The organism is Pseudomonas sp. 15C, assembly GCF_055484735.1.
The window spans coordinates 34235-57519 of record NZ_JBUDGD010000031.1 but is presented as its reverse complement, the minus strand read 5'-3'; the positions used below and the strand labels follow the sequence as shown (position 1 = coordinate 57519).

23 protein-coding genes are annotated in these 23285 nt (G+C 61.0%); 12 read left to right on the top strand and 11 right to left on the bottom strand.

Annotation, left to right across the window (positions count from 1 at the left end):
* The first annotated feature begins 91 nt into the window (after positions 1–91).
* The 4 genes from ACYYKW_RS16815 to ACYYKW_RS16800 all read left to right on the top strand — a co-directional run bounded on the left by ACYYKW_RS16815 (position 92) and on the right by ACYYKW_RS16800 (position 3768).
* Positions 92–520, top strand: a complete 429-nt coding sequence (locus ACYYKW_RS16815; RefSeq protein ID WP_093102481.1) for a rhodanese-like domain-containing protein — start codon at positions 92–94, stop codon at positions 518–520.
* A 241-nt stretch (positions 521–761) separates the two neighbouring features.
* A complete protein-coding gene (locus ACYYKW_RS16810; protein ID WP_203421645.1) occupies positions 762–1541 on the top strand; it encodes an ABC transporter substrate-binding protein in 780 nt (259 codons plus the stop codon).
* Between the two features lie 203 nt (positions 1542–1744).
* Positions 1745–2857, top strand: coding sequence for a succinylglutamate desuccinylase/aspartoacylase family protein (locus ACYYKW_RS16805; protein ID WP_336354520.1), 1113 nt, complete (start codon positions 1745–1747; stop codon positions 2855–2857).
* 194 nt (positions 2858–3051) lie between these two features.
* Entirely contained in the window at positions 3052–3768 is a 717-nt protein-coding gene (locus tag ACYYKW_RS16800) for an alpha/beta hydrolase (RefSeq protein ID WP_093102475.1), read from the top strand.
* Here the strand turns inward: ACYYKW_RS16800 and ACYYKW_RS16795 are convergent.
* Together ACYYKW_RS16795 and ACYYKW_RS16790 are read right to left on the bottom strand one after the other, a co-directional pair.
* Entirely contained in the window at positions 3758–4315 is a 558-nt protein-coding gene (locus tag ACYYKW_RS16795; protein WP_464990595.1) for a DcrB/PsbP domain-containing protein, read from the bottom strand. The two genes, ACYYKW_RS16800 and ACYYKW_RS16795, sit on opposite strands and share 11 nt — an antisense overlap.
* Before the next feature lie 84 nt (positions 4316–4399).
* Positions 4400–5173 (bottom strand): hypothetical protein, encoded by a 774-nt coding sequence (locus tag ACYYKW_RS16790; protein WP_464990601.1) that lies wholly within the window; start codon positions 5171–5173, stop codon positions 4400–4402.
* Between the two features lie 146 nt (positions 5174–5319).
* On the opposite strand from ACYYKW_RS16790, the gene ACYYKW_RS16785 reads away from it, so the two are divergent.
* The 4 genes from ACYYKW_RS16785 (at position 5320) to ACYYKW_RS16770 (ending at position 9591) form a co-directional block, all read left to right on the top strand.
* Positions 5320–5859, top strand: coding sequence for a chalcone isomerase family protein (locus ACYYKW_RS16785; protein WP_093102471.1), 540 nt, complete (start codon positions 5320–5322; stop codon positions 5857–5859).
* 63 nt (positions 5860–5922) lie between these two features.
* Positions 5923–7242: an Nramp family divalent metal transporter gene (locus ACYYKW_RS16780; RefSeq protein WP_464990594.1), complete on the top strand. Its 1320-nt coding sequence runs from the start codon at positions 5923–5925 to the stop codon at positions 7240–7242.
* Positions 7243–7471: 229 nt separating this feature from the next.
* Positions 7472–8692, top strand: coding sequence for a putative DNA modification/repair radical SAM protein (locus ACYYKW_RS16775; protein ID WP_090282821.1), 1221 nt, complete (start codon positions 7472–7474; stop codon positions 8690–8692).
* Positions 8689–9591 (top strand): TIGR03915 family putative DNA repair protein, encoded by a 903-nt coding sequence (locus ACYYKW_RS16770; RefSeq protein ID WP_231990169.1) that lies wholly within the window; start codon positions 8689–8691, stop codon positions 9589–9591. The genes ACYYKW_RS16775 and ACYYKW_RS16770 overlap by 4 nt, the downstream gene beginning before the upstream one ends.
* Before the next feature lie 183 nt (positions 9592–9774).
* Here the strand turns inward: ACYYKW_RS16770 and ACYYKW_RS16765 are convergent, their stop codons facing one another.
* The 5 genes from ACYYKW_RS16765 to ACYYKW_RS16745 form a co-directional block, all read right to left on the bottom strand.
* Complete coding sequence (locus tag ACYYKW_RS16765) at positions 9775–10794, bottom strand: branched-chain amino acid aminotransferase (protein ID WP_039762213.1); 1020 nt, start codon at positions 10792–10794, stop codon at positions 9775–9777.
* A gap of 222 nt (positions 10795–11016) precedes the next feature.
* Entirely contained in the window at positions 11017–12390 is a 1374-nt protein-coding gene (gene lpdA, locus ACYYKW_RS16760) for a dihydrolipoyl dehydrogenase (RefSeq protein ID WP_464990593.1), read from the bottom strand.
* 7 nt (positions 12391–12397) lie between these two features.
* Positions 12398–13666, bottom strand: coding sequence for a dihydrolipoamide acetyltransferase family protein (locus ACYYKW_RS16755; RefSeq protein ID WP_464990592.1), 1269 nt, complete (start codon positions 13664–13666; stop codon positions 12398–12400).
* The gene (locus ACYYKW_RS16750) at positions 13667–14725 is read right to left on the bottom strand and encodes an alpha-ketoacid dehydrogenase subunit beta (protein WP_064390582.1); all 1059 of its coding nucleotides are present in this window, start codon (positions 14723–14725) and stop codon (positions 13667–13669) included.
* A 1-nt stretch (position 14726) separates the two neighbouring features.
* Complete coding sequence (locus tag ACYYKW_RS16745; protein ID WP_464990591.1) at positions 14727–15962, bottom strand: thiamine pyrophosphate-dependent enzyme; 1236 nt, start codon at positions 15960–15962, stop codon at positions 14727–14729.
* A 185-nt stretch (positions 15963–16147) separates the two neighbouring features.
* On the opposite strand from ACYYKW_RS16745, the gene bkdR reads away from it, so the two are divergent.
* Positions 16148–16636, top strand: a complete 489-nt coding sequence (gene bkdR / locus ACYYKW_RS16740; RefSeq protein ID WP_025111414.1) for a Bkd operon transcriptional regulator BkdR — start codon at positions 16148–16150, stop codon at positions 16634–16636.
* A gap of 178 nt (positions 16637–16814) precedes the next feature.
* Here the strand turns inward: bkdR and ACYYKW_RS16735 are convergent, their stop codons facing one another.
* The gene (locus ACYYKW_RS16735; protein WP_464990590.1) at positions 16815–17678 is read right to left on the bottom strand and encodes an MBL fold metallo-hydrolase; all 864 of its coding nucleotides are present in this window, start codon (positions 17676–17678) and stop codon (positions 16815–16817) included.
* A gap of 91 nt (positions 17679–17769) precedes the next feature.
* Between ACYYKW_RS16735 and ACYYKW_RS16730 the strand changes: the two genes are divergently transcribed.
* From ACYYKW_RS16730 to ACYYKW_RS16720, 3 genes are all read left to right on the top strand, one after another.
* A complete protein-coding gene (locus ACYYKW_RS16730) occupies positions 17770–18111 on the top strand; it encodes an ArsR/SmtB family transcription factor (RefSeq protein ID WP_093102455.1) in 342 nt (113 codons plus the stop codon).
* 167 nt (positions 18112–18278) lie between these two features.
* The gene (locus ACYYKW_RS16725; RefSeq protein WP_464990589.1) at positions 18279–19523 is read left to right on the top strand and encodes an NAD(P)/FAD-dependent oxidoreductase; all 1245 of its coding nucleotides are present in this window, start codon (positions 18279–18281) and stop codon (positions 19521–19523) included.
* Between the two features lie 9 nt (positions 19524–19532).
* Entirely contained in the window at positions 19533–20333 is an 801-nt protein-coding gene (locus tag ACYYKW_RS16720; protein ID WP_464990588.1) for a sulfite exporter TauE/SafE family protein, read from the top strand.
* Positions 20334–20378: 45 nt separating this feature from the next.
* Here ACYYKW_RS16720 and ACYYKW_RS16715 read toward each other — a convergent pair whose 3' ends face one another.
* The 3 genes from ACYYKW_RS16715 to ACYYKW_RS16705 form a co-directional block, all read right to left on the bottom strand.
* Entirely contained in the window at positions 20379–21659 is a 1281-nt protein-coding gene (locus ACYYKW_RS16715; RefSeq protein ID WP_464990587.1) for a TRAP transporter large permease, read from the bottom strand.
* Positions 21659–22186: a TRAP transporter small permease gene (locus ACYYKW_RS16710; protein WP_464990586.1), complete on the bottom strand. Its 528-nt coding sequence runs from the start codon at positions 22184–22186 to the stop codon at positions 21659–21661. Before ACYYKW_RS16710 ends, ACYYKW_RS16715 begins: the two co-directional genes overlap by 1 nt.
* Before the next feature lie 75 nt (positions 22187–22261).
* The gene (locus tag ACYYKW_RS16705; protein WP_090282832.1) at positions 22262–23233 is read right to left on the bottom strand and encodes a TRAP transporter substrate-binding protein; all 972 of its coding nucleotides are present in this window, start codon (positions 23231–23233) and stop codon (positions 22262–22264) included.
* Between the last annotated feature and the right edge of the window lie 52 nt (positions 23234–23285).

The window sequence follows — 23285 nt, the reverse complement described above, 5'->3', positions numbered from 1 at the left end:
TCCCGGTAGGTGTCTTGTCCGCCACTGTAGCCGCAAGCGCGGCGACGATAAAGTCTGTTCACACCCGAACAGAAGCAAGGAGCCACACGCCATGACCAGCCTGGTTCGCGACATTCCTGCCGCCCCCTCGGCGATTGCCCTGATGCACTTCAGCAATCGCCTGACCTTCGAAACCGATTGTTCCGACGTGTTCAGCAGCTACGAGGCCGGCGACGTCGACTTTGTCCTGGTCGACGTGCGCGGGCCGCTGGCTTTTGAGCGGGGGCATGTGCCGGGCGCGATCAATATCCCGACGCGCCTGCTCACCGCGACCGAGCTGGCGAGTTATCCGAAAAGCACGTTGTTCGTTGTCTATTGCGCCGGCCCGCATTGCAACGGCGCGAACAAGGCCGCGGTGAAGCTGGCGGCGCTCGGCTACCCGGTCAAGGAGATGATCGGCGGTGTCAGCGGTTGGCTCGACGAAGGGTTTGCGCTGAGCGTGGCGCAACTGGCCAAGGCGCCGATTGCCTGCGAATGCTGAGAAATTTTAGAAGAATTTGAGCAAAAACGGCGCTTGTCCTACAGCCTTTGCACCACGACGGCGCAGCCTTTGACCCCGGTCAAGCGCTGCGCCGAACTTACATAAGTATTTGTCGCTTAAACACAATTTGCCCTGTGCGCGCCGCCATAGACTGCCGGCCACGTCGGTTTTGCCGTTCCAAGGCCGGACCGAACGCTGACTTGAAGCTGCCAATAAAAGCCTCCGCACACAGGAGTTATAAATGAACAAGCTAGTGATGTTCGGTGCCCTGGCACTGTCGATGTTGTCCCTGACCGCCGTGGCCGCCGACGCCAAGCCGATCCGCATCGGTATCGAAGCCGGTTACCCGCCATTCTCGATGAAAACCCCTGACGGCAAACTCACCGGTTTCGACGTCGACATCGGTGATGCGCTGTGCGCGCAGATGCAGGTCAAATGCACCTGGGTCGAGCAGGAATTCGACGGCCTGATCCCGGCGCTGAAAGTGAAGAAGATCGACGCGATCCTGTCGTCGATGACCATCACCGACGACCGCAAGAAGAACGTCGATTTCACCATCAAGTACTACCACACCCCGGCGCGCTTCGTGATGAAGGCAGGCTCGGGCGTGAAAGACCCGCTGACCGAACTCAAGGGCAAGAAAGTCGGCGTGTTGCGTGCCAGTACCCACGACCGTTACGCCACCGAAGTGCTGGTCCCGGCCGGGATCGAACTGGTGCGTTACGGCTCGCAGCAGGAAGCCAACCTCGACATTACCTCGGGTCGTCTGGATGCGATGCTCGCTGACTCGGTCAACCTCAGCGACGGTTTCCTGAAAACCGACGCCGGCAAAGGCTTCGAATTCGTCGGCCCGACCTACGAAGACGCCAAGTACTTTGGCGGCGGCGCCGGCATCGCGGTGCGCAAGGGCGATACCGCGCTGGCCGAGCAATTCAACAAAGCCATCACCGAAATCCGCGCCAATGGCGAGTACAAGAAAGTCCAGGACAAGTACTTCGATTTTGACGTGTACGGCCATTAATACGCCGTAGAAAAAAGTGGCCCCGTTTGCGCGGAGGCCACTTTTTTTATGCATTCTTCTTAGCGACGAAGAACCTGTAGGAGTGAGCCTGCTCGCGATAGCGGTTTATCATTCGACATCTTGATTGACTGACAGACCGCTATCGCGAGCAGGCTCACTCCTACAGGGGATTTGTGTCGCGCTCATATTTCAGGAGTTACCCCATGCAACGCATCGACCACAGCCTGCCCTGGAGCCACTTGGGCAGTGAGCGTTCTCTGAGCGTGTTTCGCTATGGCGCGGGCACTCGCAAGGTGTACATCCAGGCCAGCCTGCACGCCGATGAGTTGCCGGGCATGCGCACGGCGTGGGAGCTCAAGCAACGCCTTAATGAACTCGAGCAGCAAGGCCGTTTGCACGGCGTGATCGAACTGGTGCCGGTGGCCAACCCGATCGGCCTCGATCAGCATGTGCAAGGCGCGCACATGGGCCGATTCGAACTGGGCAGCGGCAAGAATTTCAACCGCGCGTTCGTCGAACTCAGCGCGCCGGTTGCGGCGCGTATCGGCGAGCAGTTGGGCGCGGATGCCGAGGCCAACGTTGCGCTGATCCGCAAGGCGATGGGCGAGGTATTCGAGGCGCTGCCGGCGCCGGCTTCGCAACTGGAAGCGCTGCATCGGCTGTTGCTGCGCCACGCTTGCGACGCCGATATCACCCTTGATCTGCATTGCGATTTCGATGCGGCGATTCACCTCTACGCACTGCCGCAGCACTGGCCGCAATGGCAATCGCTGGCAGCGCGCCTGAAGGCCGGCGTGGCGTTGTTGTGTGAAGACTCCGGCGGCAGTTCGTTCGATGAATCCTGCTCGACGCCGTGGTTGCGCCTGGCGAGGGCGTTTCCGCAGGCGGCGATTCCGGCAGCGAATCTGGCGACTACGCTGGAGCTGGGCAGCATGGGCGACACGCGGGTCGATCAGGCGCAGGCCAATTGCGAGGCGATCCTCGGCTTTCTCGCTGAGCAGGGTTTCATCAGCGGCGAATGGCCGGCGGCGCCGAGCGAATGCTGCGAAGGCCTGCCGTTCGAAGGCACTGAATACCTGTTCGCACCGCACCATGGCGTGGTGAGTTTCCTGCGCGGTGCCGGCGAATGGGTAGAGAAGGGCGATGCTTTGTTCGAGGTGGTCGACCCGTTGCAGGACCGCGTCAGCACGGTGCGCGCCGGCACCAGCGGCGTGTTGTTTGCGCTGGATCGCGGGCGCTATACCGAACCGGGGATCTGGCAGGCAAAAGTGGCGGGGCGGATGCCGTTCCGGACTGGCAAGTTGACCAACGACTGACAGATTTTCGCTGGGGCTGATGGCCTTATCGCTGGCAAGCCAGCTCCCACAGGTTTTGTGGTGAACACATTTTTTGCAATCACCCTCGCTCACTGTGGGAGCTGGCTTGCCAGCGATGGCGTGAGCGGCAACACCGCTATCTTTCAGAGTGTTAGGCTCCCCCCGAACCCGACACTCTGTGAAGGAACGCTGCAATGTTGAAGATATTTGCTCTGCTGACCCTGCTGGCCTCTACCGCCGTCCACGCGCAAACCACGCTGCAATCCGATCTGCCGCTCAAATACCTCGAACAGGTCCACCCGGATGCCGAGCCGCGGCCGCTGGTGATTTTCCTGCACGGTTACGGCAGTAACGAAGCCGATCTGATCGGTATGAAATTTCAGCTTCCGGCGCAGTACAACTACCTGTCGGTGCGGGCACCGATGGAGCTCGGTGAGGGACGTTACCAGTGGTTTCGCAAAAAGGGCGAAGGCGCCTACAACGGCGAGACCGATGATCTCAAGGTCAGCGGCCAGAAGCTGCGCGAGTTCATCGCCCAGGCCACGCGCAAATATCACGCGACCCCGGACAAGGTGTACCTGATCGGCTTCAGCCAGGGCGCGATGATGAGTTACGAAGTGGGGCTGCGGCCGCCGGTGTTGATCGGCGGGTTTGCCGCGTTGAGCGGACGCTTGCTGCCGGTGCTGAAAAGCGAGTTGAAAGCCGATCAAGCCCCGCTGCCGCTGCACATCTTCATCGGCCACGGCACCGCCGATGATCCGGTGCCGTACCGCCTCGGCACCGAAGCCAATGCGCAATTGCAGAAGCTTGGCTACAAGCCGCAATTTCATGCGTATCCCGGCATCGGCCACAGCATCACTCCGGTCGAATTGCGCGACCTGAACGGCTGGCTGCAGCAGCTCAATCCTTGAGAAGAGTCTTGATCAGCGCGTCGTGACTTTGCTTGTCGCTGGCGCGGGAGATCACCTGCACCAGCGCCATCTTCGTCCCGGAGCCAGCCATCAGAGTGGTGTTGAGGGTCTGTCCGCCGCCTTGTGTGGCGGTGCTGTCGACCTGGCGCAAGCCGAGGCCGGTGCCTTTGCGGGTCAGGCTTTTTTCGCTGAGCTTGTTGAAATCCGGCAGCGCTTTACGCTGGTCTTCGATGAAGCTGGACACGGCACCGTCGAGGAACGGGCCGTCGTTGTCCTTGACGTTCTGCCCTTCCGGTATCTGGTTTTCCGCTGCGATGACCACGGTCTTGGTGGCCTGGTTGGTGTACATCGTGCCCTTGGCGCCACTTGGGCTCGGCGGCAGCGGGTCGGCGACGAAGCCTTTGGGCAGCACGAAGCTGAACTTGCCGTCGAGCAGCGAGACTTTTTCGCTGGTGGCTTTTTCCTTGGCCGCTTGTGCGTTGATCGCGCCGAGAGCGGCGATCGCCGACAGCAGCAGGACGGCAGCTTTTTTGCTCAACAATGACATTCGAATCTCCGTGGGATGGTCGCGCGAGGCGGCCGATGATCCCACGGAGCGGGGCGCACGTTCCAGCGCGATTCGCCCGAGCGGTTATTGCGCCGGCGCGCTGGTCACTGGCCGGGCCAGCAGCTTTCTGGTCACCGCGAGCATGGCCACCGACACCGCCACACCGACGATGAAACCGTTCAGGCCAAGGCTCGGCAAGGTCAGCGCCGACACCAGACAGAATGCCGAAAACGAATACATGCCAGTTGCAGTCGCCCGCAGCAGCGCGGCGGTGAAGGCCGGGCCGCGGGTCTGTTGCGAGAACACCGCCATCACGCTGCCGAGCACCGGGAACACCGCGAGCAAACCGCTCCAGCGCTCGCCGACGGTACTGGCCAGCATCGTCACTGCCAACGTCAGCGCGGCACCGGCCAGCATGCGCCATATCAGCCGGTCGGACTTCGGCGCCGAACCGTTCAGCACCGGCTGCACCACCGGAAACAGATAAGGCGAGGCCAGCAGCGCAATCGCCGCCGCCGCCAATGAAAACGGCAACGACGGCGGGACCAGCGACAGCAGCAGCGCCAGTACGCTCCAGACGGCCAGCGAGGCCGCCAGTGCCCACGGCCAGTTCGCCCGTTGCGCCACCTGCGCGTAGGTGATGCAGAAGGCAATCATCGCGAACATCGCCGATAACGCCGCCACCGCCGATTGCGCGGCAAACTCCGGCCCCTGTTCGATGGCGAGAAAAAACAGAATCGGCCCGACCACCACCGGCAACCCCGACAGCCATCCGGCCACGCTCGGCCCCCAGCGTTTGCCCGCGAGGGATATCAGCAAGAGGAAAGCCGGAATCAGCAGCAGTTTGAGAATCAGCACGCAGGTGTCTCCGTCGAGATGCAGGTAGGCCACGTTAGCACCGTGGCAAAGCGATTGCTGACTATGTTTGCAATTTTTGTATACAAAAAATCGAAGGCAATTACGGCTATGCTCTGACTATCAGGGCTGGTCGGAAGCAATGCGCGATGAACAAATCCTCAAAAATGCTCCGCGGCTGCTGCGGCATCGGCCTGTGGGCGCTGTTGCTGACGCCGACCTGGGCCAATTGGCAGGACGCGGTGCCGGGTGCGCAGATCATTGGCACCGGCGAGTTCAGCGTGTTCGGTTTCGACGTTTACAATGCGCGGCTGTGGAGTGCGGCGCGCCCGCTCGCCACGGATCAGCCGTTTGCGCTGGAGCTGATCTATCTCCGCAAGATTTCCCGCGATGATCTGGTGCAGGCCAGCGTCGACGAGATCAAGCGCCTGTCCGGTAATCGTGTGAGCCCAGCGCAATTGGCCGGCTGGCAAGCACAGATGGAGCAATCGTTCGTCGATGTGCAGTCCGGCACACGGATTACCGGGGTGTATCTGCCGGGGCAGGGCGCACGGTTTTTTGTCGGCCAGCGCTTGCAGCATGAGATCGACGATCCGCAATTCGCCCGGGCGTTTTTCGACATCTGGCTGGACCCGCGCACGCGCAATCCGACGTTGCGCGAGCAATTGTTGGGCACCCGCCAACCTTGACCTTCCACCGCACCGGGCGAAACGTCTAAGCTGCGTCCTTTCGACTTGTTTCTGGATGTGTGCGTGAAATTCAGCTTGCCCAAAATCGCCACCGCGCCGTTTTGCCCGCCGGAAGTGGCCGGCAGTGTCGCGGTCGATCCTTCTGCCTCGTTCTTTAAACGTGTACTGCGTTTCGCCGGCCCCGGTTTGCTGGTGTCGATCGGCTACATGGACCCCGGCAATTGGGCCACGGCGATCGAGGCCGGTTCTCGGTTTGGTTACAGCCTGTTGTTCGTGGTGTTGCTGGCGAGTCTGGCGGGTATGGTCGTGCAGTGCCTGTGTTCGCGGCTGGGCATCGCGACCGGGCGTGATCTGGCGCAACTGTCGCGCCAGCGCTACAGCACGCCGACTGCGCGCTTGCAGTGGATCCTGGCGGAAATCTCGATCATCGCCACCGACCTTGCCGAAGTGCTCGGTTGCGCCTTGGCGTTTCACTTGCTGCTCGGTTGCTCGCTGACATTCGGCATTGCCCTGACCGCGTTCGACACGCTGCTGGTGCTGGCCTTGCAGAATCGTGGCTTCCGTCGACTGGAAGCGATCATGCTGGTGCTGGTCGCGACCATTGGCGTGTGTTTTTTCGTCGAGCTGCTGCTGATCAAGCCCTACTGGCCGGACGTCGCCCAAGGCTTCAAACCCTCGCTGGCGGCGATCGGCGATGCCGCACCGTTGTACCTGGCCATCGGCATTCTTGGCGCAACGGTGATGCCGCATAACCTGTATCTGCACACCTCGATCGTGCAGACGCGGATGATCGGCAAGGATCTGGCAAGCAAGCAGGATGCGGTAAAACTGGCGCGCATCGACACCATCGGTTCACTGGCGCTGGCGCTACTGGTCAACGCGGCGATCCTGATCCTCGCAGCGGCAGCGTTTCACCAGTCGGGGCATACCGAGGTGGTGGACATTCAGGACGCTTATCACTTGCTCGATCCGCTGGTGGGCGGCGCGCTGGCCAGCGTGTTGTTCGGCGTGGCATTGCTCGCCTCGGGGCAGAGTTCGACCTTCACTGGCACCATCGCCGGGCAGGTGATCATGGAAGGCTATCTGAACCTGCGCATCCCGTGCTGGCAGCGGCGGTTGATCACCCGTGGGCTGGCGCTGATTCCGGCGTTCATTGGCGTGTGGCTGCTGGGTGACAACGCCATCGGCAAGTTGCTGGTGCTGAGTCAGGTGGTGTTGAGCCTGCAACTGCCGTTTGCCCTGTATCCGTTGATACGCATGACCAATGACAAGCAGCTGATGGGGCCGTTTGTGAACCGCTGGCCGACGCGGGCATTGGCGTGGGGGTTGTTCGTGGTGATCAGCGGGGCGAATGGCTGGCTGATTTCGCAGTGGGTGATCTGATCGTTCCCACGCTCTGCGTGGTAACGCCTCTCGTGACGCTCTGCGTCACAGCGGACGCGGAGCGTGGGAATGATCAGAAACAGGCGGAGCGCATTTCAAGTGTAGGAGCGAGCCTGCTCGCGAAGAGGCCAGTTCAGACAACACACCTTCCGACGAGGGGGTTATCCGTCACCTTGTATCAGAGCGGTCGAGCCTATACTGTATATGCACACAGTAAAGAGTCCGCGCCATGCAAATCATCGACAAGCTGAGCATTCTCGCCGACGCCGCCAAGTACGACGCGTCCTGTGCGAGCAGTGGCGCGCCCAAGCGCAGCTCCGAAGGCAAGAGCGGGTTGGGCTCGACCGATGGCATGGGCATCTGCCACAGCTACACGCCGGACGGGCGTTGCGTGTCGCTGCTGAAGATTCTGCTGACCAATTTCTGTCTTTACGATTGCCAATACTGCGTCAACCGCCGCTCCAGCGATGTGCCGCGCGCGCGTTTCACCCCCGAGGAAGTCGTGGCGCTGACCATGGATTTCTATCGGCGCAACTGTGTCAGCGGGCTGTTTCTCAGCTCCGGCATCATTCGCTCGGCGGACTACACCATGGAGCAACTGGTGCGGGTGGCGAAGCTGTTGCGCGAGGAACATGAGTTTCGCGGATACATCCACCTCAAGACCATTCCCGAGGCCGATCCGGCGTTGATCGAGGAGGCGGGACGTTACGCCGATCGCCTGAGCGTCAACATCGAACTGCCGACCGATGCCAGCCTGCAAACCCTGGCGCCGGAAAAGGACATCGGTTCGATCAAGCAGGCGATGAACACCATCTACACCGGCGTGCAGACCGTGCTCAACGAGCCACGCGCGCCGAAGTTCGCCCCGGCCGGGCAGAGCACGCAATTGATTGTCGGCGCCGATGACACCGACGACAGCACCATCCTCCACAGCGCTCAATCCCTGTATGGCAACTTCCGTCTGCGCCGGGTTTATTACTCGGCGTTCAGCCCGATCCCCGACAGCCCGAAGAGCGTGCCATTGGCCGCGCCGCCGCTGATGCGCGAGCACCGTTTGTATCAGGCCGATTTCCTGTTGCGCAGTTATGGCTACAGCGCGGACGAATTGCTCAAGGGACCGGGCAATCTGGCGCTCGACATTGACCCGAAGCTGGCCTGGGCGCTGCAGAATCGCGAAGTGTTTCCGCTGGATCTGAATCGCGCCGAGGCCTCGTTGATCGCACGCATTCCCGGGATTGGCCTGCGCACTACTGAACGTTTGGTCGAGTTGCGCCGACAGCGACGCATCCGCTACGAAGACGTCGCGCGCATGCGTTGCGTGCTGGCCAAGGCCAAGCCCTTCATCATCACCAGCGACTATCATCCGCAGCAGGCCGAAGTCACCAGCCACATGCTCTATCAGCAATTGCGCGACCGGCCGATGCCGCAGCAGATGGGGTTGTGGGGATGATCAATCTCGATTGCGACGATCTGTTCGATACCTGGCGCCAGCAGGCGCGCTGGCTGCTCAGCCATGAAATCGACCCGAGTCTGGTGAGCTGGGCCTCGCAGGGCGTGGGCGATCTGTTCGCCAATGACGACCCGGTGCCTGAAGGGCAGGGGCCGTTTCAGGCGCGCATTCCCCGCGCGTTGCTCGATACCCTGGAACAAGCCTCGCGCTATCGCGGTGATCAGCGCTGGAGTTTGCTGTACGAAGTGTTGTGGCGCGTCAGCCACGGCGACCGTACCGCGATGATGGCCGGCGACAAACTCGGTAGCGAGTTGCAGCGGCGGATCAAGCAGGTGAACCGTGAAGCCCATCACCTGCATGCGTTCGTGCGCTTCATCGAACGGCCCAAAGACAGCGCTGGCCCCGAATACGTGGCGTGGCATGAACCGGCTCACGACATCCTGCACAGCGCCAGCGCCCACTTCATCGGACGCATGGGCCGCCATCGCTGGCTGATCGCCACGCCGCGGGACGGGGTCTATTACGATGGCGAGCAACTGATTCATCAGCGCCAATGCCCGGTGGAATGGCAGCAATTGGCGCAGAACGTTGACGATCCCCATGGTGATCTGTGGCTGACCTATTACAGCCACATCTTCAACCCGGCGCGGTTGAACCCGAAGGTCATGCAAGGGCATTTGCCGGTGCGGTTCTGGAAGAATTTGCCGGAGGGGGAATTGATTCCCGGGCTGATTACGCAGGCGCGGATGGGCAAGCAGGGGGATGGGCAGGCGAGTGGGATTGCAGCGCGGTCGGGTAAGCGGATTGCCTTGAAGGGCGAAAAGCCTACCCTCACCCCAGCCCTCTCCCGGAGGGAGAGGGGGCCGACCGAGGAGCCCGCCCGTACTACATCGACCTGAGAACTCGAGTCGAACTCAGGTTCAGAAAACCACACAGATCAGCTCCCTCTCCTTGGGGAGAGGGCTGGGGCGAGGGGTGAATTCTCAGCAATTTCCAAGCCGAACACACAACTAGCTGACCATAAAAAAAGCCCCCCACCAATCACTCGGCAGAAGGCTTTTTCAACATCAGCAACCGTCAGCTCAAACCTTGACGATCCAGCCCGCGGGCGCTTCGATGTCGCCGGTCTGCACGCCAGTCAGCTCTTTGTAGAGCTGCTGCGTCACCGGGCCAACTTCGGTTTCGCTGTGGAACACATGCAGATGGTCGTTGTAGCTGATGCCGCCAATCGGGGTGATCACGGCAGCCGTGCCGCAAGCACCGGCTTCCTTGAAGTCCGCCAGTTTGTCGATCAGCACGTCGCCTTCGACCACTTCCAGGCCCAGGCGCGATTTCGCCAGTTCGATCAGCGACAGGCGGGTGATGCCTGGCAGCACCGACGGCGAATTCGGGGTGACGAACTTGTTGTCGTGGGTGATCCCGAAGAAGTTGGCCGAGCCGACTTCTTCGATCTTGGTGTGGGTCATCGGGTCCAGGTAGATTGCGTCGGCGAAGTTGGCTTTCTTGGCTTTCGAGCCCGGCATCAGGCTGGCCGCGTAGTTGCCACCGACCTTGGCGGCGCCGGTGCCTTGTGGGGCAGCGCGGTCGTAGCTGGAGATCTGGAAGTTGTGCGGGGTCAGACCGCCCTTGAAGTAGGCGCCGACGGGGATGCAGAAGATCGAGAAGATGAACTCGGGCGCGGTACGCACGCCGATGTTGTCACCGACGCCGATCACGAACGGACGCAGGTACAGCGCGCCGCCAGTGCCGTAAGGCGGGATGAAACGCTCGTTGGCGCGAACCACGGCTTTACAGGCTTCGATGAACTGCTCGGTGTCCACGGTCGGCATCAGCAGACGTGCGCAGCTGCGCTGCATGCGCAGGGCGTTCTGGTCCGGGCGGAACAGGTTGATCGAGCCATCCTTGCAACGATAGGCCTTCATGCCTTCAAAGCATTGCTGGCCATAGTGAAGGGCCGTCGAGCCTTCGCTGATGTGCAGCACGTTGTCTTCGGTCAGGGTGCCTTTGTCCCACTCGCCATCGCGAAAGTACGACAGATAGCGTTTGTCGGTCTTGATGTAATCAAAACCCAGCTTGTCCCAATTGATGCTCTCGTTACCCATGACACCCTCTATCACTGAACAACCGCCGAAACGGTTCAAGGCTTCTGACGTTTTTTGGATGGGCACAACAATACTTCATTCTTGAGCGGTTTCGCAGCCCGGACTATCGGATCACAGGCAGATAAATCCCGTTGTTCTCAAGAATCGCCAGCAGGCTGGCTCCCACAGGGGAATGCATTCCAGGGTGGGAGCCAGCCTGCTGGCGATGGGGCCGGTCCTGTTTTACAGGTGCAACGCATGCCCAAGCGCGCGCAACACCGCTTCCTGCACCGCTTCACCCAGCGTCGGATGCGCGTGGATGGTGCCGCCGATATCTTCCAGGCGCGCGCCCATTTCCAGGCTTTGCGCAAATGCCGTCGACAGCTCCGACACGCCGACGCCCACCGCTTGCCAGCCGACAATCAGATGATTGTCGCGACGGGCGACCACGCGGACGAAACCGCTTTTTGATTCCAGGGTCATCGCCCGGCCGTTGGCGGCGAACGGGAAGCTGGAAACGATGCAGTCGAGCCCGGCAGCCTTGGCTTCGTCCGGAGTCTTGCCGACCACCACCAGTTCCGGGTCGGTGAAGCACACGGCGGCGATGGCGGTCGGGTTGAATTCGCGGGTTTTGCCGCTGATCAGTTCGGCAACCATTTCACCCTGCGCCATCGCACGGTGCGCAAGCATTGGCTCGCCACTCAGATCGCCGATGGCGTAGACGTTGCGCATGCTGGTCTGGCAACGGTTGTCGATTTTGATCGCCGCGCCGTTCATTTCCAGATTCAACGTTTCGAGGTTGAAGCCCTGGGTATTCGGCTTGCGACCCACAGCGACCAGCACCTGATCGGTTTCCAGGTTCAAGGTTTCGCCGTCAGGATCGCGCACCTGCAAGGTGCCGTCGAAACCCGACACGCTGTGCTTGAGGTACAGCTTCACGCCCAGTTGCTTCAGCGCCTCGTGCACCGGTTGCGTCAGTTCCGCGTCGTAGGCGGGCAGGATGCGATCCTGCGCCTCGACCACGCTGACCTCGGCGCCGAGCTTGCGATACGCGATGCCCAGTTCCAGGCCGATATAACCGCCGCCGACCACGATCAAGCGTTTGGGCACCGACTTCGGTGTCAGCGCTTCGGTGGAGGAGATGATCGGCCCGCCAATCGGCAGGATCGGCAGGTTGACGCTGGTCGATCCGGTGGCGAGCACCAGATGTTCGCAGTGGATGCGCGTGTCGCCCACCTCGACGGTTTTGCCGTCGATGATCTTCGCCCAGCCGTTGACCACCTGCACCTTGTGCTTCTTCAGCAGCGCGGAAACGCCGGTGGTCAGGCGATCAACGATGCCGTCCTTCCACTCGACGCTCTTGCTGATGTCGAGGGTCGGCGCGGAAACGCTGATGCCCAGCGCCGAATGCTGGCTGTGATGTTGCGTCTGGTGAAATTGCTCGGCGACGTGAATCAGTGCTTTCGACGGAATGCAGCCGATATTCAGGCAGGTGCCACCCAGCGCCTGGCCTTCGACCAGAATCGTTGGAATGCCCAGTTGCCCGGCGCGAATCGCCGTGACGTAGCCGCCGGGGCCGCCGCCAATGATCAGCAGCGTAGTGTTCAAAGAATGCATGGGCGCCTTACTCCACAAACAAAGTGGCAGGTTGTTCGATCAGGCCGCGAATGGCCTGGATGAAGAGCGCCGCGTCCATGCCGTCGACCACGCGGTGATCGAACGAGCTGGAGAGGTTCATCATCTTGCGAATGACCACCTGGCCTTTGACGACCATCGGCCGTTCAACGATTTTATTCACGCCGACGATCGCCACTTCCGGCAGGTTCAGCACCGGCGTGCTGACGATGCCGCCCAACGCTCCGAGGCTGGTCAGGGTGATGGTCGAACCGGACAACTCGTCGCGGCTGGCCTTGCCGTTGCGCGCGGCACTGGCCAGGCGCGAAATTTCCGCAGCGCTGTCCCACAGGCTACGCGCTTCGGCGTGACGCACCACCGGCACCATCAGGCCGACATCGCTTTGCGTGGCGACGCCGACATGCACCGCGCCGAGGCGGGTGATGACTTGCGCTTCGTCATCGTAACGGGCGTTCATCTGCGGGAAGTCGCGCAGGGCCACGACCAGTGCACGCACGAGGAACGGCAGCAGGGTCAACTTGCCACGGCTGGCGCCGTGCTTGTCATTCAGGTGCGCGCGCAGTTCTTCGATGGCGGTGACATCGATTTCCTCGACGTAACTGAAATGCGCGGCACGCTGCGTGGCGTCCTGCATGCGCTGGGCGATCTTGCGACGCATGCCGATGACTTGAATCTGTTCTTCATCGTTGCGCTGGGCGTAGGCCGCGGCGACTGGCGCCGAGGCATTCGCCTGACCTTGCGCGAGATAGGCTTCAAGGTCTTCGTGCAGCACACGACCGGCCGGGCCGCTGCCGCGTACCAGACGCAATTGAATACCCAGATCCAGCGCATGTTTGCGCACGGCTGGCGAGGCGAGAGGGCGCTCGTCTGCTTCACGGGCAACCATCGGGCCCTGGCAAACCGCAGCAGGACCCGGGACAGCAGCAGGCTTGCTTTCGTCTACGGTCTCAACTTTTGGTGCTTCAGGTGTTGCTTTTACAGGAGCCGGCGCAGCCGATTCCTTGAGGTTGCCAGCGCCTTCCACTTCGATGCTGATCAGTACGCTACCGACCGCCATCACTTCACCCGGCTGACCGCCAAGCGCAATCACCTTGCCATGCACCGGTGACGGAATATCGACCATCGCCTTGTCGGTCATCACGTCCGCCAGCACCTGATCTTCAACCACCAGGTCGCCGACCTTGACGTGCCACTGCGACAGTTCCACTTCTGCGATGCCTTCGCCAATGTCCGGCATCTTGATAACGTGCGTGCCCATTCAGACCTCCATGACCCGTTTCAACGCCGCGCCCACTCGGGACGGCCCTGGGAAATACGCCCACTCCTGCGCGTGCGGGTAGGGGGTGTCCCAACCGGTGACGCGTTCGATCGGCGCTTCCAGGTGATGGAAGCAGTGCTCTTGCACCAGCGACACCAGCTCGGCGCCGAAACCGCAGGTGCGGGTGGCTTCGTGAACCACCACGCAACGGCCGGTCTTCTTCACCGATTTGACGATGGTGTCCAGGTCCAGCGGCCACAGGCTGCGCAGGTCGATGACTTCGGCATCTACGCCGGATTCTTCGGCGGCGACTTGCGAGACATAGACGGTGGTGCCGTAGGTCAGCACGGTCACGTCCTTGCCTGGACGGGTGATCGCGGCGACGTCCAGCGGCACGGTGTAATAACCGTCCGGCACCTGGGCCTGCGGGTGTTTCGACCAAGGGGTTACCGGGCGGTCGTGGTGGCCGTCGAACGGGCCGTTGTACAGGCGTTTCGGCTCGAGGAAGATCACCGGGTCATCGTTTTCGATGGAGGCAATCAGCAGGCCCTTGGCGTCATACGGGTTGGACGGCATCACCGTGCGCAGACCGCAGACCTGAGTGAACATCGCTTCGATGCTCTGGCTGTGGGTCTGGCCGCCATAAATGCCGCCACCGCATGGCATGCGCAGGGTCATCGGTGCGGTGAACTCGCCGGCCGAGCGATAACGCAGGCGCGCCGCTTCGGAGATGATCTGATCGGAAGCCGGATAGACGTAGTCGGCGAACTGGATTTCGGCGACCGGACGCAAACCGTAGGCGCCCATGCCCACAGCCACGCCGACGATGCCGCTTTCCGAGATCGGTGCGTCGAACACCCGCGAGGTGCCGTATTTGGTCTGCAGGCCTTCGGTGCAGCGGAACACACCGCCGAAGTAGCCGACGTCCTGGCCGAACACGACCACATTGTCATCACGCTCAAGCATCACATCCATGGCCGAGCGCAGGGCCTGGATCATGGTCATGGTGGTCGTGGTCATGGCGGTTTCCAGCTGTATATTGTTGTTGTGATCGTTCATCTCAGATCCCCAGCTGCTGACGCTGGCGCTTCAAGTGCTCCGGCATCTCTTTGTAGACGTCTTCGAACATAGTCGCGGCGCTCGGGATCCGGCCACCGGCGAGAGTGCCGTACTGTTCGGCCTGCTTCTGCGCGGCAATCACTTCGGCTTCAAGTTCGGCGCTGACGGCGGCGTGCTCTTCTTCCGACCAGTGGCCGACCTTGATCAGGTGCTGCTTCAGACGCGCAATCGGATCGCCGAGCGGAAAGTGGCTCCAGTCATCGGCCGGGCGGTATTTGGATGGATCGTCCGACGTCGAGTGCGGGCCGGCGCGGTAGGTGACCCATTCGATCATGGTCGGGCCGAGGTTGCGCCGGGCACGTTCGGCGGCCCAGGCAGAAGCGGCGTAGACCGCGTAGAAGTCGTTGCCATCGACGCGCAGCGAGGCGATGCCGCAACCGACGCCGCGTCCGGCGAAGGTGGTCGCTTCACCACCGGCAATCGCCTGGAAGGTCGAAATCGCCCACTGGTTGTTGACCACATTGAGGATCACCGGCGCACGGTAAACGTGGGCGAAGGTGAGGGCGGTGTGGAAGTCCGATTCGGCGGTGGCGCCATCGCCGATCCACGCCGAGGCAATTTTGGTGTCGCCCTTGATCGCCGAGGCCATGCCCCAGCCCACGCCCTGAATGAACTGGGTGGCGAGGTTGCCGGAGATGGTAAAGAAACCAGCGTCCTTGACCGAGTACATGATCGGCAACTGACGGCCTTTTAGCGGATCGCGCTCGTTGGACAGCAATTGGCAGATCAGGTCGACCAGCGGTACATCGCGGGCCATCAGAATGCTTTGCTGGCGATAGGTCGGGAAGCACATGTCATCGATATTCAGCGCCAACGCCTGGGCGCTGCCGATGGCTTCTTCGCCGAGGCTCTGCATGTAGAACGACATTTTTTTCTGGCGCTGGGCGACCACCATGCGGTTGTCATAGATGCGCGTCTTGAGCATCGCGCGCATGCCTTTGCGCAGGATCTCGACCGGCACGTTTTCGGCCCACGGGCCAAGGGCGTTGCCCTGATCGTCGAGCACGCGAATCAGGCCGCGCGCCAGGTCGGCGGTGTCGGCAGGTTCTACGTCGATGGGAGGTTTGCGCACCGTGCCTGCGTCGGTCAGATGCAGGTAGGAAAAATCGGTTTTGCAACCGGGACGGCCCGAGGGTTCAGGGACGTGCAGGCGCAGCGGTTCGTACGCTTGGGTCATGGCTTCTACGCTCGATCTTGTGAATTTCTTGTAGTGAGCTGGCAGTCATTCCTCGGTAGAAGAAATCTTGTCCTACAACAATCATAGGCGCGGCCAAGAAGAATATTTATCTGTGTTTCATTGCGCTGAAGATGATTTGCAGATAGAAATTCTGCATAAACATAAAAAACAGGTGGTTTTGTCTCATGCGCAAACTGGACCGTACCGACATCGGCATTCTCAACAGCCTTCAGGAGAACGCGCGCATCACCAACGCCGACCTCGCCCGCTCGGTGAATTTGTCGCCGACGCCGTGCTTCAACCGAGTCAAGGCTATGGAGGAACTAGGGCTGATCCGCGAGCAGGTGACACTGCTGGATGCCGACCTGCTGGGGCTGCACGTGAACGTGTTCATTCACGTCAGCCTGGAAAAGCAGGTTGAAGAGGCGTTGCAGCATTTCGAGGAAGCCATCTCCGATAGACCCGAAGTGATGGAGTGCTACCTGATGGCTGGCGACCCGGACTATCTGATCCGGGTGCTGGTGCCGACGATCCAGTCGCTGGAGCGCTTCATGATGGATTTTCTGACCAAGGTGCCGGGGGTGGCGAACATCCGTTCCAGCTTTGCGCTGAAGCAGGTGCGCTATAAAACCGCGTTGCCGTTACCCGCCAACGGCCTAACCCTGGGCGCATAACCTGACCTGATCCACCCGACCCGACCCGACCCGCCGACGCCGATCGTTCCCACGCTACGCCTGGGAATGCCGCCAGGAACGCTCCGCGTTCCGCCTCAGGAAGTGACGCAGAGCGTCACGGGATGCATTCCCACGCAGAGCGTGGGAACGATCAGACTCAGGGCGCCTGACCAGGGGGTCAGAGCTGGTTAAGCGGAATCTTCAGGTACACCACGCCATTGTCTTCCGCCGCCGGCAAATTCCCCGCCCGCACATTCACCTGAATCGCCGGCAGCAACAGCGTCGGCATGCCCAGGCCAGCATCACGGCGGGTGCGCATCTCGACGAACGCCGCTTCGTCGATGCCGTCATGCACATGAATATTGCTTTTACGCTGCTCGCCAACTGTGGTCTGGCACCGCGAGGCCCGGCCTTCGGGTGGGTAGTCGTGGCAGACGTAGAGCTTCACGCCGGCGGGGAAGGCCAGCAACTTTCTGATCGACCCGAACAGTTGATGCGCATTGCCGCCGGGGAAGTCGCAGCGCGCCGTGCCGACATCCGGCATGAACAACGTGTCGCCGACCAGAATCTGCTCACCGTCGATCAGATAGGCCATGTCGGCCGGGGTGTGGCCGGGCACGTGCAGGGCGGTGGCTTTGAGATTGCCGATATGGAATGACTCGTTCGGCGCGAACAGATGATCGAACTGCGAACCGTCGGCCGAGAATTCCGGCTCCAGATTGAACAATGTCTTGAACACGTTCTGCACTTGGCTGATCGAGGCACCGATGGCGATTTTCCCACCCAGTTTCTGCCGCAGGTAGGGCGCAGCGGAGATGTGATCGGCGTGGGCGTGGGTTTCCAGCAACCATTGCACCTGTAATTGATGCGCCTCGACGAACGCAACGATCTTGTCCGCCTGCACGGTGCCGGTGCGCCCGGCGGCGCCGTCGTAATCGAGCACTGGGTCGACGATTGCGCACTGGCCACCATCCACTTCGTAGACCACGTAGCTGTAGGTCGAAGAGGCGGGGTCGAGGAAAGCTTCAATCTGCGCGGGCATGGACACCAACCTGAACAAGGAAAATGGGTTGCAACACTTTATCTAAAAACATAATGTTCGCAGCTTAAGTGACCTTGAAGGCCTCGCGCAAATGCAATCCAGTCTGACCGAATGTGAAGTCGCCCAACTGCGCGCCTCGGCCTCCAAGGCCTGCGCGCTGCTCAAGGCTTTGGCCAATGAGGATCGCCTGCTGATCCTGTGTCAACTGACCCAGGGCGAACGCAACGTCGGCGAACTGGAAACCATGACCGGCGTACGCCAGCCGACGCTGTCCCAGCAATTGGGCATCCTGCGTGACGAAGGGCTCGTCGCGACCCGCCGTGAAGGCAAGTACATTTTCTACGGCCTCGCCAGTCACGAAGTGATCCAGGTGATGAAGACCCTGTCCGGGCTTTATTGCGGGGCGGTGCTCAAGACTCTGGGTCATCAATAAATGCCAGCCGGAACACAACTTACCCTGTGGGAGCTGGCTTGCCAGCGATGAGGGCTTATCAGCCAACATTTATGTGACTGACACACCGCTATCGCTGGCAAGCCAGCTCCCACAGGTTCTTTGGTTTGACCCGAACAAATCCTTGCGTGCAGCAAAAGGAACAAGCAATGAACGATCAACACTGGGGCCCATCCATCAGTGCCGATATCGTGGTCATCGGTGGCGGTTCGGCCGGTATAGCGGTCGTCGCCAGCCTGCTCAAGCGTGATTCGGCGCTGAACATCACCGTAATCGAGCCGAGCACCCATCATTATTACCAGCCAGCGTGGACGCTGGTCGGCGGCGGCGCTTTCGACGTAAAGGACAGCGCCCGACCGATGAGCAAAGTCATGCCCCGGCAAGCCAACTGGGTGCAGGCGGCAGTCACGGCAATCGACCCGGCGGAACGTCAACTCACGCTCAACGATCAGCGCACGGTCAGCTATCAGAATCTGATCGTCTGCCCCGGCCTGCGCCTGGCCTGGGAAAAAATCGAGGGCCTGCAGGACAGCCTCGGCCAGTATGGCGTGACCTCCAACTACAGCTATCAACATGCGCAATACACTTGGGATCAGGTGCAAAAACTGCGCGATGGCCGAGCGCTGTTCACCCAACCGGCGATGCCGATCAAATGCGCCGGCGCACCGCAAAAAGCCTTGTACCTGTCCTGCGATCACTGGCGCAAAAGCGCGGTACTGAACAACATTCATGTCGAATTCAATCTGGCCGGCGCCGCGTTGTTCGGTGTGGCGACGTTCGTGCCGCCGTTGATGAAATACATCGAGAAGTACAACGCACAACTGGCCTTCAATTCCAATCTGGTGAAAGTCGACGGCCCGGCGCAAACCGCATGGTTCGAGGTCAAGGATGCCGAGGGCAACGTCAGCCGCGTGGCGAAAACCTTCGACTTGCTGCACGTCGTGCCGCCGCAGGTTTCGTCGGATTTCATCGCGCAAAGTGCGCTGGCCGACGCCGGTGGCTGGTGCGAGGTAGACCCGCACAGCCTGCAACATCCGCGCTTTCCCGAGATATTTGCCTTGGGTGATATCTGCGGCACCAGCAATGCGAAAACGGCCGCAGCGGTGCGCAAGCAAGTCGTGGTGGTCGCACAGAACCTGTTGGCCGCACGCCAGCAGCAAGCGCTACCGCTGAAGTACGACGGCTACGGTTCCTGTCCGCTGACGGTGGAGAAGGGCAAGGTGATTCTGGCCGAGTTCGGCTATGGCGGAAAACTGCTGCCGACCTTCGCTCTGGACCCGACCGTTGCGCGCCGTTCGGCGTGGTGGCTGAAGGCGACGCTGCTGCCGTGGTTCTACTGGAACGGCATGCTCAAGGGCCGCGAATGGCTGACCAGCCTGTCCAGGGTCGACTGAGAAAACCTTATGTGGCTGGCAAGTCTGTTTGGCGTGGTGATGGGCCTGGTGCTCGGTTTGACCGGCGCGGGTGGCGGGATTCTCGCGGTGCCGGCGCTGGTTCTGGGCCTTGGCTGGAGCATGACGCAAGCAGCGCCGGTGGCGTTGTTTGCGGTGGGCAGTGCGGCGGCGGTCGGCGCTATCGATGGCCTGCGCCATGGCCTGGTGCGCTACCGCGCGGCGTTGTTGATCGCGGGGCTGGGCGCGGTATTTTCGCCGCTGGGGATCTACTTCGCGCATCAGTTGCCGGAAAAGGTGCTGATGATCCTGTTCAGCCTGCTGATGGTCATGGTCGCCTGGCGGATGTTCAGAAAAGAGCGTCAACAAGCCGGGCCGAGCGATCATGGCCACGCCAGTTGGGGCCAGAAAAACTGCATGCTCAATGAGCAGACCGGGCGTTTCGACTGGACCGCCAAATGCACCGCGACCCTGGCCGCGCTGGGCGCAGTCACGGGCGTGGTCTCGGGCTTGCTGGGGGTCGGTGGCGGCTTTCTGATCGTGCCGGCGTTCAAGCAACTGACCGACGTGCAGATGCGCGGCATCGTCGCTACGTCTTTGATGGTGATCAGTCTGATTTCGGCGATTGGTGTGATCGGCGCGTTTCACGCCGGAGTGCGAATCGACAGCCAGGGCGCGGCGTTCATTGTCGCCAGCGTGGTCGGCATGATCATCGGCCGCAAACTTTGTGCGCGGGTGCCGGCGCGGGCCTTGCAGGTCGGGTTTGCGAGTGTTTGCGTGGTGGTGGCGGGGTACATGTTGCTGCGGGCCTGAGGTGAAACCATCGCAGCCCGGCCCGGGCTGCGATGACTCAGCGGTTTACAACACCAGATGCGGCAGCCACAGGGAGATGGCCGGCACGTAGGTCACCAGCATCAGCACCAGGAACAGCACGCCGTAGAACGGCAGCAGCGCTTTTACAGTGCTTTCGATGCTGACTTTGCCGATCGCCGAACCGACGAACAGCACGGCTCCGACGGGCGGTGTTATCAATCCGATCCCCAGGTTGACCAGCATGATCATGCCGAACTGCACCGGATCGACGCCGATGTCCAGAATCACCGGCATCAGGATCGGCGTCAGGATCAGGATCAGCGGCGCCATGTCCATCACCGTGCCCAACAGCAGCAACATGACGTTGATGCACATCAGGATCACGTAACGGTTGTCCGACAGGGTCAGGAACGCCGTGGTGATCTTCGCCGGAATCTGCATCAGGGTCATGATGTAGCCGAAGCTGGCGGCGAAGCCGATCAGGATCATCACGATGGAGATGGTCCGCACCGTGCGATGCATCAGTTTGGGCAGTTCACGCCACTTGTAGTCGCGGTAGATGAACATGGTCACGAAGAACGACCACAGCACGGCGATAGCGGCCGACTCGGTCGCGGTGAAGACCCCGGAGAGGATACCGCCGAGGATGATCACCATCGCCATCAGGCCCCAGAGAGCCTCGCCGACGATTTTCAGCGCCTGGCGCATCGGGATCACTTCGCCCTTGGGATAGTTGCGCTTTTTCGCGAAGATCAGGCACAGCACCATCAGGCACGCGCTCATCAGCAAGCCCGGGACGATGCCGGCCATGAACAGCGAGGCAATCGACACCGTACCGCCAGCAGCCAGCGAGTAGAGTACCGAGTTATGGCTGGGCGGAGTCAACAATGCTTGCACCGAGCCGCTGACGGTCACGGCGGTGGAGAAGTCCCGCGGATAACCCTTGCGCTCCATTTCAGGTATCAGCACCGAACCCACCGACGCCGTATCGGCCACCGACGAACCAGAGATCGCACCGAAGAAGGTCGAGGCGACGATGTTGACCAGTGACAGGCCACCACGGACGAAACCCACCAGCACACCGGCACACGCCACCAACCGCCGGGACATGCCGCCCTCTGCCATGATCGCGCCGGCGAGGACAAAGAACGGAATGGCCAGCAGTGAGAACTTGTTTACCCCGCCCGCCACTTGGATCATTACGGCCTGGAAGGGGATGTCGATCCACCACGCACCTATCAGCGCGGCGGCACCGAGTGCATAGGCAACCGGCATGCCGATCAGGATCAATACGATAAAACTGCCCAGCAGAATCAGAGCGTCCATTAAACGGCACCTTCGCTTTCTTCAACCAGATCGAACTGCACGACCCGACGCTTGCTCTGGTCACCGAGAAACAGTTTTTCCAGGACAAAAACCAGGGTCAGCAAACCGCCCACGGGAATCGGCAAATAGGTCGCGCCCACCCGCAGGGTGGGCAGGGACGCCATGAACTGGTTCCAGGTGGACATGCACAACTTGAATCCCCAGATCGTCATGAAAATGCAGATCAGGGCCATCAGCAATTGGGAAAAAATCGACGCTGCGCTGCGCAGATGCGGCGGCATGCGGTCGGTCACCATGGCCACGGCCATGTGCGCGCCGGCGCGGTAGCTGGCAGCAGCGCCAATAAATGTGAACACGATCATCAGCAGAATGGCCGTAGGCTCGGGCCAGCTCGAACCGGTACCCAGCACGTAGCGCGCAAACACGCCCCAGGGAATCATCAGGGAAACTGCCAGAACGGAAAGGCCGGCCACCCAGATACACGTCATGTAGATCTTGTCATTGATACGCAGCAGTAGATTCTTCATCGGGTTCCACCGTAACCGGGCGCGCCTGAATCATCGGGCGCGCCGGGCCTTGTCGTGAGTACGGAGCGGGAGGCGTTATTGAACGGCTTCGATTTTCTTGATCAGGTCGGCATATGGCGCGCCGTACTTCTCGCGGACCGGAGCGGTGGCGTCGTAGAAGGGCTTCTTGTCGACCGTGATGAACTCGACGCCGGCGGCCTTGAGTTTTTCTTCACTGGCAGCGGACTTCTTGTCCCACAGCTCGCGCTCTTCAGCCTGGGCAGCCTTGGCGGCTTTCTTGACCAGTGTCTGTTGATCCGGAGTGAGTTTCTCCCAAGTGATTTTCGACATCACGATAGGCTCTGGCAGGATCAGGTGACCGGTCAGGCTGTAGAACTTGGCGTTCTGGAAGTGGTTGTGTTCGAGCAGGGTCGGCGGGTTGTTTTCCGCGCCGTCGATCACGCCGGTTTGCAGAGCGCTGAAGATCTCGCCGGTGTCCATGGCGATACCGTTGGCACCCATGGCGTTCATCATGTCGATGAACATCGGGTTGCCTTGCACGCGAATTTTCATGCCCTTGAGATCTTCGAGCTTGCGCACCGGTTTTTTGGTGTAGATGTTGCGCGTGCCGCCGTCCATCCAGGCCAGGGCCACCAGGCCGAATTCGGAATTGGTGATCTTGCCGAGGATTTCATCGCCCACTGGACCGTCGATGACATTGCGCATGTGCTGGTGGTCTCGGAAGATGAACGGCATGTTGAAGACGTTCACGTCCGGTACGACAGGGCCGACGATCCCCAGGCTGACCCGGGACATCTGTATCGCGCCGACTTGCATTTGCTCGATGACTTCCTTTTCAGAACCCAGCACACCGCCCGGGAAGTACTTGAAAGTCAGCTCGCCGTTGGTCTCTTTGGTCAGCATTTTGCCCATGCTTTCTTCCGCCACCGTGGTTGGATAACCCTTGGGGTGGATGTCGGCGACTTTAAGTTCCAGTGCCTGAGCGGCGCCAGCGAGGGTAAATATCAGCGGGAGTGCAGCGGCGAGCAAGGTGCGTTTGAAGTTCATGGGGGTGAGTCTCCAGTCTTGTTATTTTTGTGTTCAAGGCGCAGCGGTGCAG